The 22,465-nt window shown below is 39.2% G+C and carries 17 protein-coding genes; 1 reads left to right on the top strand and 16 read right to left on the bottom strand.

Features of this window, described 5'->3' with window-relative positions; all coding sequences use genetic code 11:
• Window positions 1–17 precede the first annotated feature (17 nt).
• The 16 genes from MKY77_RS09345 to MKY77_RS09270 form a co-directional block, all read right to left on the bottom strand.
• On the bottom strand, window positions 18–1,193 hold the full coding sequence (locus MKY77_RS09345) for an acyl-CoA dehydrogenase family protein (RefSeq protein ID WP_339145569.1): 1,176 nt from the start codon (window positions 1,191–1,193) through the stop codon (window positions 18–20).
• A 12-nt stretch (window positions 1,194–1,205) separates the two neighbouring features.
• Window positions 1,206–2,729, bottom strand: coding sequence for a long-chain-fatty-acid--CoA ligase (locus MKY77_RS09340; RefSeq protein WP_339145568.1), 1,524 nt, complete (start codon window positions 2,727–2,729; stop codon window positions 1,206–1,208).
• A gap of 368 nt (window positions 2,730–3,097) precedes the next feature.
• Entirely contained in the window at window positions 3,098–5,170 is a 2,073-nt protein-coding gene (locus MKY77_RS09335; protein ID WP_339145567.1) for a sigma 54-interacting transcriptional regulator, read from the bottom strand.
• Between the two features lie 320 nt (window positions 5,171–5,490).
• Complete coding sequence (gene essA / locus MKY77_RS09330; protein ID WP_339145566.1) at window positions 5,491–5,973, bottom strand: type VII secretion protein EssA; 483 nt, start codon at window positions 5,971–5,973, stop codon at window positions 5,491–5,493.
• Window positions 5,963–8,821: a type VII secretion protein EsaA gene (gene esaA / locus MKY77_RS09325; RefSeq protein ID WP_339145565.1), complete on the bottom strand. Its 2,859-nt coding sequence runs from the start codon at window positions 8,819–8,821 to the stop codon at window positions 5,963–5,965. Before esaA ends, essA begins: the two co-directional genes overlap by 11 nt.
• Window positions 8,818–13,239 (bottom strand): type VII secretion protein EssC, encoded by a 4,422-nt coding sequence (essC, locus tag MKY77_RS09320; RefSeq protein ID WP_339145564.1) that lies wholly within the window; start codon window positions 13,237–13,239, stop codon window positions 8,818–8,820. The genes esaA and essC overlap by 4 nt, the downstream gene beginning before the upstream one ends.
• 39 nt (window positions 13,240–13,278) lie before the next feature.
• The gene (gene essB / locus MKY77_RS09315) at window positions 13,279–14,475 is read right to left on the bottom strand and encodes a type VII secretion protein EssB (protein ID WP_339145563.1); all 1,197 of its coding nucleotides are present in this window, start codon (window positions 14,473–14,475) and stop codon (window positions 13,279–13,281) included.
• A 14-nt stretch (window positions 14,476–14,489) separates the two neighbouring features.
• Window positions 14,490–14,729, bottom strand: coding sequence for an EsaB/YukD family protein (locus tag MKY77_RS09310; RefSeq protein ID WP_339145562.1), 240 nt, complete (start codon window positions 14,727–14,729; stop codon window positions 14,490–14,492).
• 122 nt (window positions 14,730–14,851) lie between these two features.
• Complete coding sequence (locus tag MKY77_RS09305; protein WP_010192515.1) at window positions 14,852–15,145, bottom strand: WXG100 family type VII secretion target; 294 nt, start codon at window positions 15,143–15,145, stop codon at window positions 14,852–14,854.
• 191 nt (window positions 15,146–15,336) lie between these two features.
• A complete protein-coding gene (locus MKY77_RS09300; protein ID WP_339145561.1) occupies window positions 15,337–15,675 on the bottom strand; it encodes a hypothetical protein in 339 nt (112 codons plus the stop codon).
• Window positions 15,676–15,680: 5 nt separating this feature from the next.
• The gene (locus MKY77_RS09295; protein ID WP_339145560.1) at window positions 15,681–17,714 is read right to left on the bottom strand and encodes a DUF6792 domain-containing protein; all 2,034 of its coding nucleotides are present in this window, start codon (window positions 17,712–17,714) and stop codon (window positions 15,681–15,683) included.
• Window positions 17,715–17,719: 5 nt separating this feature from the next.
• Window positions 17,720–18,379 carry a hypothetical protein gene (locus MKY77_RS09290; protein WP_339145559.1) on the bottom strand — a complete coding sequence of 220 codons (660 nt, stop codon included), beginning with the start codon at window positions 18,377–18,379 and terminating at the stop codon, window positions 17,720–17,722.
• Window positions 18,380–18,884: 505 nt separating this feature from the next.
• Complete coding sequence (locus MKY77_RS09285; protein WP_339145558.1) at window positions 18,885–19,652, bottom strand: 3-hydroxyacyl-CoA dehydrogenase; 768 nt, start codon at window positions 19,650–19,652, stop codon at window positions 18,885–18,887.
• Between the two features lie 272 nt (window positions 19,653–19,924).
• Window positions 19,925–20,071, bottom strand: coding sequence for a hypothetical protein (locus MKY77_RS09280; RefSeq protein WP_339145557.1), 147 nt, complete (start codon window positions 20,069–20,071; stop codon window positions 19,925–19,927).
• Between the two features lie 119 nt (window positions 20,072–20,190).
• Entirely contained in the window at window positions 20,191–20,505 is a 315-nt protein-coding gene (locus MKY77_RS09275) for a hypothetical protein (RefSeq protein WP_339145556.1), read from the bottom strand.
• 43 nt (window positions 20,506–20,548) lie between these two features.
• The gene (locus MKY77_RS09270) at window positions 20,549–21,331 is read right to left on the bottom strand and encodes a hypothetical protein (protein WP_342515707.1); all 783 of its coding nucleotides are present in this window, start codon (window positions 21,329–21,331) and stop codon (window positions 20,549–20,551) included.
• Between the two features lie 121 nt (window positions 21,332–21,452).
• On the opposite strand from MKY77_RS09270, the gene MKY77_RS09265 reads away from it, so the two are divergent.
• Window positions 21,453–22,415, top strand: coding sequence for a D-2-hydroxyacid dehydrogenase (locus tag MKY77_RS09265; RefSeq protein ID WP_342515706.1), 963 nt, complete (start codon window positions 21,453–21,455; stop codon window positions 22,413–22,415).
• The last annotated feature ends 50 nt before the right edge of the window (window positions 22,416–22,465 follow it).

Genomic DNA, 22,465 nt, shown 5'->3' with positions numbered 1-22,465 from the left:
GTGAAAAATCTCCCTTCCTACAATCCTAAGTTTTTGGCAATAATCGTTTTCATAATGTCGTTGGTTCCTGCATAAATACTAGCAACAGGAATGTCACGGTATCTTCTTGCAATCTTATATTCTTCCATATAGCCGTATCCGCCATGAAGCTGCATGCACTGAGTAGCAATGTTTCTTGCAATCTCCGTGAGCTTCCATTTTGCCATCGACACCTTTGTCACGACATCTTCTCCGGCAATATGATCTGCGATGAGCTGGTCTAGGAAAGCTCTTCCCATCTCTACTTCTGTTGCCATTTCGGCTATTTTAAACTGCGTATTCTGAAATTGACTGACTGGCCTGCCGAATGCTTCCCTGCTTTTCACATAGTTAATAGTGGATTGTAGCATTTCTTCTGAAGCAATCTGGGCTCCAATGCCCACCAACAGCCTTTCTTGCTGCAGTTTATCCATTAAGTATAAGAACCCACGACCTTCCTCACCAAGTAGGTTTTCCTTAGGAACCTTACAATCCTCGAAAAATAACTCAGCAGTATCTTGCGAGTGTAACCCCACTTTGTCCAGCTTCCGGCCTCTAGAAAAGCCTGGATGTCCCCGTTCAATTACGAGCAAGCTGACTCCTTTATGCTGGGGGCGAATTTCTGTGTCTGTCTTCACAGCCACGATAACTAGATCGGCATGGATTCCATTCGTAATGAATGTTTTTGCTCCATTTACAATATAGTGGTCACCTTCTAGTTTTGCCGTGGTTTTGATATTCGCAAGGTCAGACCCAGTCCGAGGCTCTGTCATGGCAATAGCTGTTATTGTTCTACCTGTCACACATGAAGGTAGCCATCTCTGCTTCTGCTCCTCTGTCCCGAAGCTTGTGATATATGGGACCACGATATCATTGTGAAGAGCAACGCCGATTAAGCCTGTACCTACACGCTCAAGCTCTTCGTTTATGACGACTGAATACCCCCAGTCTGTTTCACTTCCCCCATACTTTTCATCGATATCTGGGCAAAGATAGCCCTGCTCCCCCATCTTCGTCCAAAACGAACGGGGAATGATGCGATCACTTTCCCACTCATCATAAAAAGGAACTGCTTCCCTTTCCAAAAACTTACGCAAAGACTTCCTGAATTGTTGATGGTCTTCTGTTAAGTATGGATGTTTTCTTGCTTCTCTTTTTGTTGAAAGCGATTTCAAATCAATCCACCCCTATGCATTTACTTCATTTAATTGATGTCTCAGCTGGTATTTCAGTATTTTTCCAGATGCATTTCTCGGAAGCATCTCTTCCACAAAGATTCTCCGAGGAACCTTGTAGCCTGCGAGCTTCTGTCGGCAGAATTGTTTCAGTTCCTCTTCATTGATCACTTGATCTTTATGAGGAACTACAACTGCACATACCGCTTCTCCCCATACTTCATCCGGGAGTCCGATAATGGCCGCCTCGAGAACTTGAGGATGTTCGTATAGCACTTCTTCCACCTCGATGGAGTAAACATTTTCCCCTCCAGAGATAATCATGTCTTTTTTGCGGTCCACCAAGGTGATATTACCTTCTTCGTCAACGGTGGCCAAATCTCCTGTATATAACCAGCCATCTTTTAGGGAAGCTTTCGTTTCTTCCGGCTTTTTATAATATTCTTTCATGATGGATTCACCTTTTAGGACAAATTCCCCCACTCCGCCTACTTCAATTTCCTGGCCTGTTTCATCGACTACTCTTGCTTCCGTTAAAAACGAAGGTTTTCCATTTTTCCCTAGGTGTTTTTTGTGGCCATTAGGATCTAATAAAATTCCGTTTGGTCCTGCCTCCGTTAAACCGCAGAGATTGAAAAATTGGTCATTTTTAAATAAGTTCATACTCTTTTTTACAAGCTCTGGTGCCATTGGTGCCGCTCCATATCCACAACGTTTGATGGAAGAAAGATTATAACTGTCAGCATTAGGTACTTGTAAAAGGAAGTTGAACATGGCCGGCACTCCGAAGAAATGAGTGATCTTATGTTCCTGTATCGCTTGAAGTGTATGAACTGGATGAAAATCACGGTGAATAAAATGAGTTGCTCCAAGTATTGTTCCGGATACAAGGAATAAATTTAATTGGGCAGAATGGAACAGTGGTGCAATATGTAGGAACCGCTCTTGCTGATTGATTCCCATACTGATCATCATGGAAAGGCCTACATTGAAAATTCTTCTGTGGTCGAACAAAGCACCTTTTGGGCGACCAGTCGTTCCGGAGGTGTACAGAATTTCTAAATCATCTGTTTCAAGTACATCCACTTTTGGGTCCTCTTCATTAGATGATAATACTTCCTTGTATGATCTGTTTTGAGCAATAGTCGGCGCCCCTACCACAACTACTTTTTCCACATCAGTGCCCGCAATCGCCTTTCCAATGGTTCCTTCAAATTCTTCATCACAGATGACTACTTTCGCTTCTGACTGCTCTAGGATATATTGAATTTCTGTGGCAGTTAAACGAAAGTTCATTGGTACAATAACAGCACCAATCTTTGCACCTGCAAAATAGGAAAAAACAAAGGTATCAGAGTTTTTCATCATGAAAGCCACTTTGTCCCCTTTTGAGATACCAAGGTCTAACAAACCGTGAGCAAGTTTATTTACTTCCCTGTTGAACTGGTCGTAATTGTACTGTCTCCCCTCACAATCGATAGCAAGCTTTTCCGGCACCTTCCTGGCATTTTGCGACAGATACATTCCAATGTTCATACACTTTCCTCCCTTTTCATTGCAATCAACATTATATATGCAAGAATTGTGCCAACACTGATATTGAGCAAGTAAAGAGCTCCATACCTCTCCTAATACTTCAATATAAATAAAGCGTCCAATATCTGGACACTTCTATGTTTACACTGTATATGGTGAAAAGAAATGTACAAATTTGGAGTACTGGTGCTTACAACCCTCGTCGCACTGCTCATTTATCTTTATCAAAAGTGGCAGGATACTGTGATGGTAAAAGATGAATCTAGAAACCCTTAAAATAGTACTAGACATTAACATTTTCGGATTTTCTAAATAAAGAAAAGGCGAGTTCCATCTAGGATTCGCCTTTTTAAACATTCATTCACATCTCATAATTGGTATTTCCTCAATTTATCATAAAGACTCGACCGACTGATTCCAAGCATCTTTGCAGCCTTTGCTTTATTGCCTTTTGTTTTCGTTAAAGCTGTTTCAATTGCTTGACGCTCTGCGCTCTCTACCATAGTCTCCTCTTGTGTAACCGCAATTTCTTCCAAAAAGACATTGGTACTTCCGAGCATATAATCTGGCAGATCCTCCACTTTGATTTTCCCATGTTCAGCAAATGTCATCGCCCGCTCCATCACATTTCTAAGTTCACGGACATTTCCTGGCCAATGATAAGACATTAGTATTTGTTTTGCCGCTGGCTCAAAGCCGGTAATGCTTGTACCTATAACACGGTTAAGCTCCCTCATTACTTTATCGGAAAGGATTTCTATGTCCTGCATTCTTTCCCGGAGAGGTGGAATGAATAAAGAAATGACATTCAATCGGTAGTAAAGATCTTCACGGAACGTACCATCTATCACCATTTCTTCCAAGTTGCGATTGGTAGCTGCGATTATCCTTACATCCACATGAATTCTTTTTGTACCACCCACACGATAAAATTCCCTTTCTTGCAACACCCTTAACAGCTTAGCCTGGAGGGTCAATGACATGTCCCCAATTTCATCTAAGAATAAGGTCCCACCATTCGCTAAGTCGAACTTTCCAATTTTTCCTCGTGACCTAGCCCCAGTAAAAGCACCTTCTTCATACCCGAAGAATTCTGATTCTAATAAATCCTCCGGTATTGCCGCACAGTTTACTATAACAAACTTCCCGTCTTTTCTAGCAGAACTGTTATGAGCCGCATGTGCAAATAGCTCCTTGCCAGTCCCGCTCTCGCCTCTGATTAAAATGGTTGATCGGCCTTTTGCCGCTTTTGCAGCACTCTTTTTGATTTTTTCCATCACTGCATTTTCACTTATAATATGATCCCAAGTAAACCTCGCATTTTCGGATTTCTTCAGTTCAGTGTGGTAGAAGCTTGCTTTGTTTTCTGCCTTTTGGAGTCTTTTGAAAAGTTCATTGACTTCATTCAACTGCCGATACATTATTTTCACGATTGCTCCGACTACCCGACCTTCCTGTATGACGGGGATTCGGTGAATGATATACTTGATTCCATTTATCTCATGGAAATCACTAACATCGGCTTCTTCTGTTTCATATACTTTTGATAATTGAAAATGAGGAAAGACTTCTTCCGTTTTTTTATGTAATACATCCTTATACTCTAAATTGAACAACTCCAACATAGAGGGGCTGACCATTTGGATTGTCTGTTGGTCATCTGCCATCAATATTCCATCATAAGCATGTTCCATTGCTGTTTGAAGAGATTGCTTTAGATTTTTAACGGACTCAAGCTCTGATGCTATGCCTTCCAGCTCCGATATATCGTGTAAAAGAACAATAAATCCTGCCTGATTCCGGACTGTTTGATAGGTATTAATAGTTAGGATGGATTTCAGTCTCTTAATGGTTATTGGGGTATTCCATTGTACTTTCCTTAAGAGCTCCAATATCTCAGGGATTACCTTTGTCACCGACTTATCTATATTTTCTTCTCTACTCAGCCCCGTCATGTGCCAGAAACGATTATTTCCATAAACAATATTTTTTTCTCCGTCCGTCATCAATACTCCAATGGTTGCATTCTCTACCACAGTGTTCAATTGATCCTTGAGGGTACTAGTGGTGTTCAAGAGCCCCATCACCATATCTGCTTTTGTAAACAATCCTAGCACTCTGTTTTCCGTATCAACCACTACACCAGTGCCCACTGAACTATGACGGACAATTTCCTCTAAATCTTCAAAATGGGTATCTATACGTAAAGAATACACTTTATTTTTAATATGATTTTTAATGGGGGTTCGGAGTGGTTTTTCTTCCTGTATCATTTGATATAATCTGCTTCTTGTAAAGACTCCAATTAACTTTTCTTGCTTATCTACCACAGGCAAGAGACTATGTTTCTCTTCTTTCATGATAGTTAATGCTTCAGCGAGAGTTGTCTCTTCTTTTATTTGATATGGAATTGGCGTTATCATTTCTTTTAATGAAATCACGGACTTTCCACCTTCTTGTCACATTATACCTATATTGTAGCCTATTTTTATATTTTTTTGAATTTTTTATCTATTTTAGGTAAAATCAAACCCTCTCTGGGTAAGAGAGGGTTTTAGTGTGTAGACAAAATTTAATCTTCAAGGTATGCAATAACCATGTTGATCGTAGTGGAAGACGCGCAGACTCCTGCGGGAGGAAGGGACATGGGAGACCCCGCAGGGCGTAGCCCGAGGAGGCTCCCGGACCGCCCGCGGAAAGCGAAGCGTCTGAAACGTAGATCAACAATTATATGCAAATCTAAAAAAATTGGGTTTCAAAGTCATTTTTTTACATTTGCCATCCTTGGAAGGATTAGAACTAATAATAGAATCACTGCTATTGCCAGAAATCCATACAAAAGAATGACAATGCTATTCGTTTTCGAAGTGCTTTCAGTAGCGACAACAGCTTGGTACCTGGAGGTATCTTGTTGTGTAAAAAGTTTCAGCTCTGCCGAGGTAACTTGAATAGTCGTAGATTTCTCTTCATCAGTTGTAAAAAGCGATCCGATGAAGTCCTCTTCCGCTTTCTTCTCCCTCTGTTTGAAGGTTAACAGTTTTTGCTCTTCAGGAACAGACTCCCTGTGCTCATTTAGATTATTTTCTCGCAGGAAATTTGTGTTCTCCCTAAACTCCTTTTTCTGATAACTGTTTGGAGTAAGGGATTCAATATCTGATTCCGCATGCTTCACATTTACATTTAGAGTAAGCAAAGATACAAAAATAGTTATCATCGCTAAAAGAAAAGCAATTCTATACTTCATAAGCTTCATCTTCATTCTTTTTCTCGCGGTTACTCTTTATCAGTTTCACCAATTGAGGTATGACAAGAAGTAATAGAAGAAGGACAATCAATGTAATTATCGCTCCCATGAAGAGTGAGCTTGACCCATATTGAATGGACATGTATACGCGTGACATTGGATCTTCATAATTGATATTCGGTGCTGTTAGTGAAAGGAAAGGGCTAATAAAGAAGATTACCAATCCAACACTTGCAATCCAGCCAACCAATTTACCAATACTAAATCCGGTTAAAACGACCGCTGACGCAGTCGTAAGCAAAAGAATGGTAAAAATAGACCACTGAATGGCACGATCCTCCGCTAAAGGATAAATGTTTAATCCATATAAACTGATGATCAATCCAACTATGATATTTAATAGTATAAACATAGACCCCTGAACGAGCATAGGCGCATTATTGAAATAATGGCTGAAATATCCGATCAATAGGCTGCTAATAAGGATAATTGCCAGCACCACGACAGGAGGAATTCTATTATCCTCGGTGCCAGTTGCAGCATCTCCGCTTATTTGCAATGGGTTGGATAGGTGATCATAAACAGGACCATTCTTCTGTCCATCTACATAGGCATTTCCTAATACATTAAAAATGTCATCTCTGTACATTCTCGTTGCATCTACATTCTCTGCCCACTTAGCATTCAATGTGTCTGCATCGCTTTGAACACTTTCTACATTAGTCTGTAGCTCTGTCGTATAAGAGACAATGTTAGACTGGCTCTCTCCGACTGATGATACCAAGTCATTTAGTGTTAATAATTCCTGACTGATGGTCTGCTGCCTGTTCACAACAGTATTCCCATCATTTCCTTCGGCAGGTGTAGGTTCATTAGCCGCGAATAAACGCACCTGCTCCATTACAGAACTCGCACTTACTTCTAGGGAAGTGAGGTCATTCATGATGGAGGATTGCTGCTCTTCAATATTGGCGCTGTACTCCTTCATGAAAGTTGTGAAGTTGTCCTGTAGTGCCTGCATTTCATCCATCATGGACGGAATAGCTGCTGATAATCCATCCCATTCCTCTTGTTCCGAATTAGATACCACCAGGATTTCTTCAATATCCTTGAGTAACAGTTCGACATCCTCACTTACATCTCTGTTAAGTGTCTGTTCAAATTGTATAAGGGAAGAATGGTAGTTTAACAATTCTTTAGTATTATTATTATTGATTGGTCTTTCAAAAACCTCATTTATTCGATCAAATCTAGAATTATCTAGTTTTCTAACTTGCTTCAGTATTTCTTCTTCTTTCTTTTCTATCTCATTGATGACTGTTTTCAAATTATTTGTTAAGGACTTTTTATCCCCTTCCAGGTTTTCTATTTCCAACTCAAGCTCAGAAATTTGGTCGAGATAAAGGACAATCTCCTCTTCCAAAGCTTGTATTTGTTCTTCCAATTGCTTGATTATTTTCATTAACGGGTTTTCTTCTTTATCAATTTCCCTAAGGCTCTCTTCCACCTTGGAAATTCTTTTAGATAATTCCCCTAATGGAATAATAATGTCAATTAATTCTTCTGGAAGTTTATCATTTAAATCTGCTTTTAAGCTTTCCATATCTGTTGCAATGCGATTAAGTTCTGCAATTTCTTGCTCCAAACTTCTCTTCTCGGGAGCCTCTTCGTTAGATGAATTCTCCCTTGCTTTCACTACAGAAGAAGTGGAAGCAGGAGAAGGATCTTCTGGCTTTCCAGGCTCTTTTTCGCCTTCTTTTCCAAGTTCTTTTTTCAATTCCTCAAGGCTCACTTCTAACTGATTCAGTTGTGTATTTTTTTGTAGAAGGGCAATTCCTTCCTGTTTTTCAAGGAACGTTTTCATTTCATCTGTCTGCCTACCGACTTCAGATTGTCTCACGTTAGAAAGCTTACCTAGTGCTGCATTATTCTTCCCCATACTATTATTGATGGCTTCCAGACCAGCATTTATCTCTCTACCTTCCTGTGATAGATAATCCTGCATATCCCCATGTCTGGAAGGTTGGACACTTGCAAGAAGTTGAATGCTGCTTATGCTCTCATCCTGCAACTGTTGCAGGACTTCTTGTTGGTTATTTTGATATTCTTTGAATTCCTCTACAAATCGCACAAAGGAAGTCAGGTTCTGTTCAAATTGTTGAACATTGTTTTCCCTTCCAGGGGCCTCTTCACTGACCGTTGCCACTGTTGATTGAAGGTTTTCTAACATAAAGCGTTGTCTTTCAATCTCATTTGCAAGGTTTAGGGAAGTAGGCTTATAGAATGCTAGCATCGCATTTTGGAAATCTATTTCCTTCTGTAGGATTGTATCAAAATGAGCTCGTACGTTTTCGAGGTCCTGAGAGACATACGTCCAGTACAGGGTGGATATTCTGCTATTTACCCTGCCGGTCGCTTTCTCTAATTCTCTTAATACTCTTTCCCGATCAACTGCATTCAGCTGGTCTTGAACGGTGTATTCAAAGTTTGCCTTAACCGGTTGCTTGCTTTCATAGGTCATGATGTTGGTCGAAAAGTTGGAAGGAATATAAACGACTGCATCGTATCTGGAATCTTTAAGTCCATTTACAGCTGCGCTACGGCCGATGACTGTCCATTCATATCTTGAATTTTCATCAAAGATAGAAGATATTTCCTTACCAAATTCTAGGGCTTTGTCTTCCTTTTCCATCCCTGTGTCTTCATTTACCACAGCTATTACTCTAGAAGCGGTTCGTTCAACCTTCATCGGATTGTCCCCGACAGATCCAAAGAAAATAGCTGGTGTTACGAGGATAAGGAGAACAACCAACACCATTTTAATGATATAGGTGGTTTTTCCCGTCATGTGTATACCTTCCTTTCAGTGGCACAAAGCGGAATCTGTATTTTCATTTCCTTGCCATTAATTACGTAATAACCATACCCTGGCTGTATTTCTTCTTCTTTTCGTTCATATGGCAACGTGAAAATGTTCTGTTCAGATTTTTTCATCAGTACCATCGCCTGACGAATCTGCTTCACTTCCATCGTTAATGTATCATAGCCTTTGGAAAGGTCATTATTGCTGCCTGCTACAACCAGATTGAAACCTAAATGGCTGTAGTTCTTAATTAATCTTGCGAACTTATCTTGCAGCAATGAGTCCAAGTTTTGGACGAACCTTGCATAGCCATCAACAACCAGGAATATAGGTGGGTAATCCATGGAGGTGTCACCGAATTGGACTTTCTCATGATAGTCAGTTTCCCTCTCAAGCAACTTTTGCTCTACTTCTTGCACCCAGATTCCGATTTGATCTTTTGTCTCCAGATATGTTACTTTGTTTTCTTCATTGTAATTGGAAAGGCTTCTATCAAAGGAATCAAATAGTCCGATTGAGTCGACACCTTGATCCAGGGTGGAATTCAGGATCACTTTTATCACATTGGTTTTTCCTTTTTGGGCCTGTCCAACAATCATGCAATGCTTGTATTTATCGAAATTGATAAATACCGGCTGTACGAATTCTTCATCAAGTCCAATAGGTACAAGGCCGTTCTTCATCTTCCCTTCTGTATATTTAGCAAAATTAATGACATTGAGATCAGATGGAAGCATAGGTACAGGCTGAGGTTCCTTGTACTCGCTATATTTTCCTTTTAATGTCTGGACGTCATTTCGAATCGAATCCAGTATTTCAAAGTCATCTTTTCCGTCTCCGGGCAAGAAAACTTGAGAGAAACAGGCATCATCTTTCTTAATGATGGCACGTCCAGGGATAGGTTCTGGACTATAAGGTACTCTGCCAAGTATCGTGAAAGCTTCACTATTATCCATTAGATAGTGAACAATTTTTGTTTTCAAGTTGTTCATCAGTGATTGCCTGATAGAGTTGACCCTTGTAGCCGTAAATATCATATATATTCCGAGGGATTGACCATCTCTAACGAATTGATTAATCTGCATTTCCAAATCCTGCATTTCCTCTTTGATTAGATCAAAATTATCAATGGTCATGAACATTAACGGTAACTTTTCTTCACTCAAAGCATTATACATCTTAATCGAGCTGACTTCCCTTTGCTGGAACAAGCCCTTCCGGCGTGCCATTTCATCTTTAAGGATCCTCATGAATTTTTCAATCTTGCGCTCTTCATCCATCAGGAAGTAGTCGGCAGTATGTGGAAGCTGCCTAACTGGTAACAATGTTCCGTTCCCGAAATCAAAAATGTAATAGTGTACCTCTTCTGGTGTGTATTTTTCAGCAATACTTAGAAGCAACATTAGGACAGTATGCGACTTTCCGTATCCGGAAGATCCAAAGATTCCGATGTTGCCATCTTCAAGCATTTCATAGTTATAGACTGTTTGTGATTGTTTTTCCGGTTCATCCATCAGCGCAAGCGGAATGATATTTGTTTCTTGGGTGCTATAGTGATTACGTGATAGCCTTCCTTCTAGTGGTGGCAGCCAAGGACTGCTAAGCTTCATGATCCCCATATTTCCTTGCACAGAGTGAATCTCTTCCACAACGGCATCGATTTCTGTTTTGCCGCTTTTCTTCTTTCTTTTTGTTGTAGAAACATCTGATAACGGTACAAGTCCAAGGTCTGTTACAAATGCAATCTCATCCTCTGATTCTGAAGTGTCCTCCAGATACGGTGCACCGCTCCAGGCTGATTGGAATAATTCGTACACTTCATTATTTCCTACTTGAAGATACCCTCTACCTGTTTCGGTGATGGATGCGGCATCCCCATTTTTTAATATTTCTCGGCTATCATCTGCATCTTGCACTTTCAGGGCAACTCTAAAACGGGCATTACTCCAGATCTGCTCATCTATTACGCCCCCTGGTTTCTGGGTTGCGAGGATGAGATGTACACCCAAGCTCCTTCCGATACGGGCCGCACTTACCAGCTCTCTGATAAACTCAGGCTCTTCCGCCTTCAATTCCGCAAATTCATCGGAAATCAAGAACAGGTGAGGAAGAGGCTCTTCCGTCTTATTTTGTTTATATAGATCGGTATATGCATTAATATGATTCACTTTATATTGGTCAAAGAGTCGTTGACGTCTTTTCAGCTCACTTTTAATGGAAGCTAGCGCCCTTGCACTAAAGTTTTTACTTCCTTCAATATTGGTAATGACACCAAGCAAGTGTGGCATATTTTCAAACGGCTGGGCCATTCCACCACCTTTGTAGTCAATAAGTAAAAAGGCTACCTCATGAGGGTGGTAGTGAATGGCAAGCGACAAGATATATGTCTGTAAGAATTCACTTTTTCCGGAACCTGTTGTTCCAGCTAAAAGTCCATGCGGACCATGTGCTTTTTCATGAAGGTTCAATACCGATATATCTTCCTTTCCTTTAAGCCCGATTGGTACGGCAAGAGATTTGGAAGACTCTCTTGAAAGCCAATTTTCTTTAATCGGCAGTTTTCCTACTTCCTTTACTTTCATCATCTCTAAAAATGAAACGCTGTTTGGGATAGAATTGGTCATCCCCACCTGATGGTCAAGTGTGCGAAGCATCCTTGAAAAATTCTCGTTTCCCTCTATCCTATGGGCATCCAAACGGAATGGTATGGAAACGGCTTTTTTTTCCTGGATTAGAATATCCCCTTCATGGGTATTGATATACCTCACAAGCGTTTCAATATTATCAGACAAGCTTTCCTTGGAATCTGCAGCAAAAATAACCGATATCCCAAGGTCCTTATGATTGCCTTCTAAGTATTCAAGAATGACATGATCAGCAATAAGTTGCTGTTCTGTAATGATAAAGACTATATGTGGAGAGAAAGCGACCTTTTCCTTATCTTCCATCAAATCTCTTTCCCTTAGCATCTCATAAATGGAAGAAAGCAACTGATCTCTTGTCTGTTCATTATAGATGAGCCCTTTGGCAAAGGAGTGCGGAACTTGGAAGTGTGGAAGCCATTTAACCCATTCCCATTGGTCATATTCTTTCTCATTGAAAATAAAGACAAATCGTAAGTCATGGTAGCTATGGAAAAAGGATAGCTGACCGATAATCTGATGTATCTCATTTTTCATGACAGATTCTTTCCCAACCAATCCAATGGCTCCTTTGGATAAGTCAGCTACGATTGGGAGATTATCAATTTCCCTATACACTTTTTCCATTAGCTGGGATTGTTCCAATAAGTCGTCAATTTCCCTATTGGCCATATCTCCTGAATTAATGCTGATTTCATAACTGGAAGGGACCTTTCCACGTCCTAACCTAAATTGTAGAAAATCATGACTTTCCATCGAGCGTTCCCAAATGCGGTCAGAAATCTGATGGGTTAAATATTTCATCCTTTCAAAAGATGGGAAATGGAAGGTTAAGACATGCGTTTGTTTGTCTGCCAAATCCTGTAGCTCACGTCGTTTATTTTCAAGATAGAGGCTGTATACCCTTCTGCGACGCTCTTCACGTCTTTTACGATTTGCTTTTTCTTTGAAGAACTGTACAGTCGATGTAATTAACGTGGTCATGAACATAACCATGGAGATGATGATAAATATTCCCCTTGGTGCAACAAGTGCAACCACACCCATTACGATTAGCATTATAAGGGGAGGCATGATGATTAGCCACAAACCTTTATTGTTGTCATCGGATTCCTGGGAAGGGAATTGCAAAGAAACTTTGTCGTCAGGAAGATCATAAACCATTCTCGGAGTTCTGCGATAATTTGGATACTTCTTTTTCATTTCCGATTGAGGGCTTTTCATTTCTGTTAAATTAGTCACATAGTCTACCCTAGATTCAATCTCAATCAAATCCTCTTCTATAAAACGTATCTCGGAGTATGATAAAAGCAAAAGGTCTCCTTTTTCCAACACGGCCTTCCCTTCAAGTCGGCGGCCATTCAAATAACATGTTGAACCTTCAGATTTAACAACCCACTCTCGGGAAAAACTTCTTGTCAATTGCAGGGAGACTTCATTAATAGAAATTGCTGCGTCTTTTTTATCCCCTATATAATAGGTTTTGACGGAACCGCCGCCCTCGGTCGCTACCATCTTCACCGTGTCTCCTTTTACTTTCCATTCAAATGGCTTGATAGTTGTACCGTATCCTATTTGTCTATCATTTTGTTTTACAGAGAAACCTTCATCCTCCAGTTCTACAGAAATGGATTCTGCTGTAAAAGGTAAGGAAAGCACGGTAAGATGATCGTCCATCTCTCTCCCTATCGTAATGCGTTGATTTGTTGTTACATTCATTTTTTGATAATGGTCTTTATAAAATACCCAAAAATTCTTCACAGGCTCACCTCATTTCAAACCCTCAATTTATTGCAGGACCTATTCTTCATCACTCACTTCTGTTTCTTCCTCTTCTTCCAGAGCCTTTATCGCTTCTGCATATTCATCAATTTCATCTTGGATTTCCTTTAATTGATTCTGCTTTTCTTCTCCTGATAAATCTTGCTGAGCCCTGACCTGTTCTTTATATTTCAATAAAGCATACAAAATGATTTCAGAATCCTCTAAAGATCTTGCAATATCCAAAGCTTGTTCTGCTTCCCCACGCCCTATATGTATCCAATAAAGATAATAGTTCCGGTCTGATTGAAGAGTTATTCTATTTTGCAAGGTATCCTTTTGGTCTTCGTTCAATGATTCGTTAATGATGTATGAAGTTGCTAGTTTATATTGCACCACACGCGGCATATCTTTGGCATCATAAGCATTTAACGTTGTAACAACCTGACTATATTCATTTTTAAGGAAGTGCTCTGAACTCTGAACAAATGCAGCTTGTTTTGGCTGTGCAAATAAAAAGGAGTACACCACCAAAATTAGTGTTGGAATTAATAGGACCGATAAACCAACGGTTGCGTATCTTGTGATTTTCCATTTTCTTTTAGGAAGATGAATCAACTGTTTTTCTTTATCCTCTAACTTTTTTATCCCCTTACGGATAATGTCCAATAGCTCGTCTTCATTCTTTGCATTCATAATGGACTTGGCTATAGAGGATAGTTCCAATGTTTGAGAAAGTTTCAAATATTCTTTGAAGGTATATTTGCTGTCAATGGCAGTAGCGATAACAGCCTTTGTCTCCTTCCATAGTTTTTCATCATCTTTTTCATATGGCGGGAGGCTTTCCATTACACCATAGTGAAGAAAATAAGGAGTCAGGCTTTCATCCACTACCAAGTTTTCAGGACAAACAAGGAGATGAAGTCTGGAAAGAGAGTGATCTTTTACACTCTTAATTAATTGCGAGGCAAAAATCCATCTACTTTTTTCTTCTTTTCTTTTCAATTGTGCAAAAGAAGCAAAAGCAGGGGAAATATGATAGATGATTGTTAGTTCATCTTCCGTTTCCTGAATTTTTCTCATAATAGTTGGATGAACATTTTGAAGCATACTTATTTCGTCTGCCTCTTCCAACTTAATTCGTTCTTTTTGGAATACAAGCTTTACTGTTTCTCCTTCCTTTGATAGCACCGCTTGTAATTCTTCTTCTAGATATGTTCGACTTTGATCAGACATGATTCATTGCTCCTTTATAGGATTTCCAAACGGTCCCCAGATGTAATTCCATGTTCCACCAGTTTGTCTGTTCCTGATAAAATCAACTGTTTATTTGTAACCCTAATCCAGTGACCCTCCCTTTGAGGTTCAGCGATAGAGGAAGCCTGCCACACAATATCCACCACTTTCTTCACCGTATGGTAATTGGATAACCGAAGATCAAAGGATTTTCCTTGATAATTTTTCAAATCGATCGTTATTTCTATGTACACCGTTTTCACCTCATAAAAGAAGGAACGCATTCAAATCAATAAGAATGGCGCTCCTTCTTTCTTTTTGCTAGCCTTAAGGAATTTATAATCTCAGTTAAGATTTACTAGTTATTTCTGAAAAATTAACCGCGAATTTGGCTTGCGATTTGAGTATCAGCATCTTCAAGTGCTCTAGCTGTGTTGCTAAGCTGAACAGAAATATCCTCAAGCAGTTGTTGCATTTGAATGATAGAAGGCTTTAAAGATTGGTATTGGTCGCTGAATGCACGGCTGGATTCACCTTCCCAAACACTTTCAAGCTCACGGATCATGTTGTCCAAGCGGTTGATTTGATCCCCAACCTGGCTGCTTTCACTTCTGTAACGAGTGGACATTCCAACTAACTCTGCAGGGGTAACGCGAATAATTCCTGACATTCTACATCTCTCCATTTCTTTAATAAGTTACTTTTATTGTAAAAAATACACAACTAAGAGGTCAATTCTAAAGTAGGAATTATAGGAAAATGAGTAATATATACCCATTATTACCCGTATCCCCAAAATACGAAACCTCTAAATATAGTATTTTTTTCACAGATTGATATTTTTCTAGGTATTTCGACCTTTTAACGGATGGTCTTGCTTAATTCTTCATAGTAGATTGTCAGGTCTTGCCTGTTCATCTCATCCACATGTTCGTGGTATTTATTGGAAAGGGTGGTCATCAGCCGTGACTGATCATTGGTGATAATGGTAAACAGGCGGTGATTCTTATTAAATTCCAATAAAGATTCTTCCATTACTTTCCCTTTATTTGCTTCGAGTTCTGCATTAATAATACTTGCCAACTCATCACTAATAGAACGAACTTTTCCTAGTTCCGCATTAAAAATAAGGTGCTTATTTCGCAAATCTTCATATGGTGCAAAAGCATACGAAGTTTTATATAGTCCTATTCCTACCACCCCCTTTACCGTAATTCAAACATCTTCGAAATGCTCTGATCTTCTTCAAATAATTCTTCAATTGACTTTCGGACCCTACCGATCATAGCTTTAGATTTTTCAATTTCCTCCCGAAGATAATGATACATTCCCTCAAAAGAATCCTGAAACATAGGATCTAGCGGCCTAATAAACTCATGGACATTTATCTTGGTAACTTTCACATAACTATTTGAAACCGGGAGAAGATACCTATAATTATTCGGATTCGCTTCCATCTGGTGTATGGCATTCATCACCCGCTGTTTCCTGAATTCCAGGTCATCAACATATTCTGTATAATACAGTCTTCTCCACGAAGTGAGTGCTTCTTCCTTTTCCATACATTTATCTAGACCTAGTTGATAAATCCTTACCGCAGATGAAAGATTCACCTCAATGGTCCTTCCGTCCGTGGCATTTTTATACCGGACCATATCTGTCCCTTCGTATCTACGCCCTTCTACTTGATTCAAAGAGTTCACAACATGCTCCATCCCATGCGCATGGGCAGCATCTCCAAATTCGCCGACAAATCCTTTTGTATCATCAATGATCGCTTGATAGCTGTTTTGAATATTCCTGCCCTCCTGCTCCATGGTTGCGGCCAGTTCAATTACTGTCAGGATATTCTCATGCTGTGACAAATTATGAGTAAAAGTGTCTTTTACAAGATTCTTTCCTATATCTATAGCAGCACTACCTATAGCTTCTATCATTCGCTTAATGCTACCGAGCATTTCCTCTACATGAACCTGAATCATCTTCATAAGATCAGAGCTGATTTCCCCAACCAGAGCAAATAAAGAAGGAAGGACTTCTGTCAATTCTTGAAGTTTAGCTTTAATCTCCAAAGCCCTTGAGATAAATTCTTTCTGATTAGAAAAGAATTCACTTGGAAATTCTTTAACTGGATACGCAAAAGGCATATCCACTGTAAAGCTTCCAAATCCAATAACACCAAATGTCATTGGAACCGCTCCTCGTTTCCACTTCGGGGGTTCGAAGATTTTTTTCCAATCCTGTTTGATTTTATTGATTGTGGTGAAAAGCTGTTGATCAATACCGAACATGCTTCCCATGAGGCCGTCGATGCCTGCTTTTTCGTATGCTGGGGCGTGTTTGATGACGAATTGTTGAATTCCCAATAAGTTCTCATCAGAAACATTACTCATGTTTTTTTCGATGCCATCTGTGTGGGGGTATGTGTTCAAAACTTCACGAGAACCAAGGTCTAAAAAACCTCTAAAGCCTATGACTGAATATAATATTTCTTCTTTTATCGTTATATGATGGATGCTCTGGCCAGGGACATGATAATATTCCTCAGCAAATTCTTTGAGTTTAATAGGATCTAGTTTGTAGATGTCATCGAATTTTCTACTGTGGATATTAAATTTTAGAAAAATAGATTCTTGAAAGTCAATGTCCAGCCCGGCAAGTTGGTATGCATTCGGAGGCGCGTCATTTATAGCTAATACTCTATCAAAGGGCACGTCCAAAATTTGCAATGTTTGTATAAGATTCCCTCCAAGAGAGTGCCCTATTCCGTATTTAGTAAGTTCAATATTTATATCTTTTCCTTGCTTTTTTAAATGATCGTGTTCTTTTTCTACAATTTTATTCATCTCGTCACTTACATATTTTTCAAAATACCGAGCATCTTGAAATTGGTTTTGCACCTTCCCACCAAAAATTCCAAAGAGATTATATAACCAATCACTCATTGGCCCATCCCCATTGTTTTCACCCATTTCGCTTCCTCTAGTAATTGTGTAAGATTCATTGAGTCCTGACTTTAAATCCATAAAATGAATTACTGTGCCATCAAAGCCAGAATCATAATCTCTTACAGACTTAGGGAGGTCATCTGAATGGTACAATGTTATTTCTCCAGGCGGCTCTTTTCCTGTCTCTTCAATGTAAGTCCGTCTAATATTTTCAATTGTTAAATCCTTATATTCCAATTCCACAATTCTTGCTATTAATATTTCTGAATGGAGAACTTCAGTCTTATCCATATCAATCACCTAGATTTAAAATCAATTGAATGCATGATATTTAATACCATCTCTTTGGCATGATTACTTTCTTGTGTACAAGGCTTCTCATAGTCAATACATGTCACTCTTCCAATAAAATTTACACCCTTATCTTTTATATCAGGTTTTATATAGGCAAAATATCTGTAACTCTTTTTTCCTTCGTATTCAAAAACGTTCTCAGCGTAGTAATAAGTAGTATTCTCTTTTGTATACTCCTCAAAATTCCCTGTATAATTCAAATATGTGTCAAACATATCCAATTTAAATTCGATATCGTTTGCTCTAGGTTGATCATCGTAGTTAATGTTGTAATAAAAAGAGAGGTTTTCTTTTTCATCATTTTCCACAAAACCTACCGCTTCAAATTCATCCCCTGCTCTCTCATAGGCTGCTTTGTCCAAAGAAGCATTTATAGGAATATGAATGGTATACCCGCCGGTTTGAGATTCAAAGAGATAGTGTCCTTCTACCACTTGTTCTGAAGACTTAAAAAAATCTTTTGAAAATTCATCATTAAAGGCGGTTGAATTTGGAGCGTTCTTTTCTCCTGTACTTTGACTCCTACTACTATCCAATTTCATTCCACATCCTCCTAATAAAAGTGCAGAACTTATTAATCCTAGAAGCATTGTTTTCTTCATAGCCCTTCCCCCTAGGCTTTGCCAACAACATGGCATAATATGTATTTTCTAAAAGGCCTATTCCCTATGCGTTATACAAATAATCCCTTTTTTAAAAAATTTATAAAGAAAGCATCCAACATTTTTATAGCTATATAATAATTACCACGGGATGTAAAAGTAGTCAATTTGATGGAAGTGATTGTCGAATCGTGTCTGTTAGTTAGGTCCTATCTTGTATTTTCATTTGAGGGATTTTCGTAGTCTTATAGAAGGTGGTAGTCTTTTTTCTCGAGGAATTTAATTAAAAAATGCATCCAATTACTAATGCAATATTGCAAATTAGGTCTTTTGTATCGTTTTCACTTACTTTTTATCACGCAAATGAAGATCTTTGTCTAGCAGTTTTGTTGCCGGGAGGTCCTCTTCACACAAATGAAGACCTCCCTTCACCAATTATCATAGCTAGGAGGTCTTCATATTAAATTAATCTGTATTTCCTTAATCAACTCTTATGGCAAATGAATTATTTCGGTTGCATTCTTATCGCACCATCTAACCTTATGGTGTCCCCATTAAGCATTGGATTTCCTATGATACTCTGAACAAGTTGCGCATACTCTTCTGGATAACCAAGGCGAGATGGGAACGGCACCATCTTTCCGAGTGAATCCCTGGCTTCAACTGGTAATGAATCGAACATCGGGGTGTGAAAGAGCCCCGGGGCTATGGTCATGACCCGCACTCCAAATGACGCGAATTCCCTTGCTATCGGCAAGGTCATCCCTACAATTCCACCCTTGGATGCAGAATAAGCAGCCTGACCGATTTGTCCATCAAAGGCTGCAACAGAAGCCGTGTTTACTATGACTCCGCGTTCACCTTCTATGTTTGGTTCATTTTCCATCATGCGCTCTGCAGCCAAACGGATCACATTAAATGAACCTATCAGATTGATGGAGATGACTTTGGAGAAGTCATCTAGTGAGTGTGGCCCTTTCCGGCTCAACACCTTCTGCGCAACACCAATCCCTGCACAATTCACCACAGTATTTATATAACCGAAAGCTCGGACGCCCTCTTCCAACGCCTGACGAACTTCCTCTTCTTTCGTGACATCCGTTCTTACAAATAGAACGGCATCTTGCAGTTCTTTCTTGAGGATGGCCCCTCTTCCTTCAGACAAATCAGCTATGACCGCTTTCCCACCTTTAGCAACGATATTCCTAACAGTTGCCTCTCCTAAACCTGATGCTCCACCTGTTACAAATGCTACAGAATGTTGAATGTTCATTACTCACTCTACCTCCAATTTATGTATTACTTTGTAGTGATGCAAAAAGTGTGCCATCGTTGTAAGAGGTTTTTGAGGCGGAATATGTACAGATTTTGGACACTTGTTTGAAATACAGAAAAAACAGAATAGAGACACATTCACATATCTGTGTCCCTTTCTAATCATTTTACATTCAATCTGACTTGTTCTCTCATTCTTGAAGGGTAATCCAGCTATGGAAAAATAGTCCGGTCGCTTCACTTTTCTGATCCCTTTAAATGCTCTATATGTTACCTCTTGAATGGCCTCAAGCAATTCAGGAGGTAACATATGGGAAACGCTATTCTGTACAGCTGCTCCTTATGTCCAGCTATGAGGATGAAAAATGCCTCTTCATCCCCTTTTTTCGCATTCTCCACCAACAACTTCTTCTCCAACGACCCCACACTCCTGAAAGCTCTTTTGTTGTTTTATATTCATTAGACCTACAGATAAGGCAAAAAGTTTTAACAAATTAAAAAAACACCTGCCTTTTTGAGTAACAGGTGAATTGTCTTTATTTATACTCAAGAAACATCTGCATTCCTTGTCCTTCCAAATACAGTTGAATATAAAAATCATAACGATTCTTCTTGTATTTAATCAGGAACCTCTTATCTCCTTCAGCTTCCACATTGTATATGTCATTTCCTAGATTCTCTACCTCAATAAGTTGGAGATTTTCATTAAATAGAAATTCTTTATTTTCAGGATTTGCTAGCCATTGATTTAAATTGTCCAGATTCTTTTTTTCTTGATAGATTTTATAAGGATATATTGATAAAAGTAACCCTAACCCCAGTATCCCTAATGCATTTATTAATTTTTTCATATTCTTCCCCTTTACTTTTTTGTATTGGACGCAAGGAGATAAACTAGGCTTCAGCCTTTCCGGTAGTAATTGCAGACTCACTGATTATTAATGCAAGCTTCAGCCGTCCCACCCATTCTTCGCCTTCTGACACTTCTCTAGTAACACTATTAGTTGCTTCCCAATATTCCAGACCTTCCACTTCTATGTAATGGATGGGTTGCTTCATTATCCTATACACAATCATTGGCCATTCCGCATCCGTCATATCACTTTTAGAATTGCTTGTTATTCTACTAGCACACTCTCTTGAAAAGGAGCTGGAGCCGGCTGTAATATCAACTTCTTTCCTTAACTCTAAGGAACATATCTTGTTTGTAATTCTTTCTGTTTCCACCCATTCTTCCGGATGTGTAAGGAAAGCTCTTTCCGTTCTGCCAAGTATGGTGTATGGATGTCCTGGTATCTTTCCAATGATTCCTCTTAACTCTTCTGGGTATCTGTCACACCAAGTTAACAGACGGTCAAGATCAATATAGTGGAAATAATCACATTTTCCGGATAGGCCGAATTTAACAGCCTCCCTTCTTGCATGGGCCGTCCCTTTTTTAGGGATTGTTTTAAAGTTGAGTGAGGGTTCTACTTTCAAAGCCTCTTCCCATTCCTTGCTCGATTGATTGCTTATTGTTAGATAGATTTCCTCATATAACTCTGTTATGTAAGTTATATGCTTGATAAATAGATTGATATATCTTCCATTTGGGTCGTGAGTGATCGTTATAAGTCCTAAATTATTCATGGTTATTCTCCATTTCTCATCTTTTAAAAACTGTTTTTGGATTTCCATCTAGTTATCTATTATTCGACTTTTCATCAATAAATCCTTGAAACTACACTTTAAATTTCTAATAATTATCTAAAATCTGTTAAAATAGATATTAGATAATTTGTAAAAGGAGTTTTTACTTATGGCCGAAAGATTAATGCTTATCACCCAAAATATAGACGACTCGTACCTCCAACAAATAAACGAACTTGCACCTGACTTTAAAGTTATTGCAGGAAGAGATAAAGAGAAATGGGAGCCATATGCGAAGGAGGCAGAGGTGATTGTTGGATGGAAAAATGAGTTGGAGAAGCTTTCATTGGATGGGGAATCTAAACTTCAGTGGCTGCAATCATGGAGCGCAGGGGTCAACAATATGCCGCTGAACAAATTTTCCGAAAGCGACATCATTTTAACGAGCGCGAATGGTGTTCACGCTTACCCTATTTCTGAAACCATTTTCGCATTAATGCTTGGTTTGACAAGAAAAATTCATACATATGTAAAACAACAACAGAAAAAGCACTGGCATCACGCCCATATGAATCTTGAATTACATGAAAAGACTATTGGCATAAATGGTGTGGGGGAGATTGGAAAAGAGACTGCAAGAATCGCGAAAGCTTTCCGTATGAACGTCATTGGTGTTCGGCACTCCGGTATACCGACTGAGAACGTCGATGAAATGTATACTCCGGATAAACTGCATGAAATCCTGCCATTATGCGATTATGTGGTAATCACGCTTCCTTTGACGGAAGACACCCAAGGAATGTTTGGATCAGAGGAATTTTATCTAATGAAGAAGTCCGCTTTCCTTATAAATATTGGCCGTGGAGAAGTGATCAAGGAAAAAGACCTTATTCTCGCTCTACAGGAGCAAGAAATTGCTGGTGCTGGACTTGATGTATTTATCCAAGAGCCTTTAGATGGGACCAACCCGTTATGGGGGATGGAAAATGTCATCGTTACCCCTCATACTTCAGGATCTACAGAACATTATACAAAACGTGTAATAGAGGATATTTTCATTCCGAACCTGAAAAAATATATGAAAGAAGATTATCAACTAACAAATTTAGTTGATTACGAGAAAGGTTACTAGAAGTAGTTTAGCATTCATTGGGCATAGGGTATAGAGGGATTGAATTGGGG

Source organism: Sutcliffiella sp. FSL R7-0096 (assembly GCF_038595065.1).
Classification (GTDB): Bacteria; Bacillota; Bacilli; order Bacillales; family Bacillaceae_I; genus Sutcliffiella_A.
Note: the sequence above shows the minus strand (reverse complement) of the source record. Positions and strands in the feature narration are given on the sequence as shown.

What these genes read in the sequence shown, in the direction of transcription:
- MKY77_RS09340 (WP_339145568.1), bottom strand. Translation starts at nt 2,729, where the DNA reads ATGAACATTGGAATGTATCTGTCGCAAAATGCCAGGAAGGTGCCGGAA.
- MKY77_RS09290 (WP_339145559.1), bottom strand. Translation starts at nt 18,379, where the DNA reads ATGAAGAAAACAATGCTTCTAGGATTAATAAGTTCTGCACTTTTATTA.
- essB (WP_339145563.1), bottom strand. Translation starts at nt 14,475, where the DNA reads ATGTCTGATCAAAGTCGAACATATCTAGAAGAAGAATTACAAGCGGTG.
- MKY77_RS09285 (WP_339145558.1), bottom strand. Translation starts at nt 19,652, where the DNA reads ATGAACATTCAACATTCTGTAGCATTTGTAACAGGTGGAGCATCAGGT.
- MKY77_RS09265 (WP_342515706.1), top strand. Translation starts at nt 21,453, where the DNA reads ATGGCCGAAAGATTAATGCTTATCACCCAAAATATAGACGACTCGTAC.
- MKY77_RS09305 (WP_010192515.1), bottom strand. Translation starts at nt 15,145, where the DNA reads ATGTCAGGAATTATTCGCGTTACCCCTGCAGAGTTAGTTGGAATGTCC.
- MKY77_RS09275 (WP_339145556.1), bottom strand. Translation starts at nt 20,505, where the DNA reads ATGAAAAAATTAATAAATGCATTAGGGATACTGGGGTTAGGGTTACTT.
- essA (WP_339145566.1), bottom strand. Translation starts at nt 5,973, where the DNA reads ATGAAGTATAGAATTGCTTTTCTTTTAGCGATGATAACTATTTTTGTA.
- MKY77_RS09270 (WP_342515707.1), bottom strand. Translation starts at nt 21,331, where the DNA reads ATGGAAATCCAAAAACAGTTTTTAAAAGATGAGAAATGGAGAATAACC.
- MKY77_RS09295 (WP_339145560.1), bottom strand. Translation starts at nt 17,714, where the DNA reads ATGGATAAGACTGAAGTTCTCCATTCAGAAATATTAATAGCAAGAATT.
- esaA (WP_339145565.1), bottom strand. Translation starts at nt 8,821, where the DNA reads ATGACGGGAAAAACCACCTATATCATTAAAATGGTGTTGGTTGTTCTC.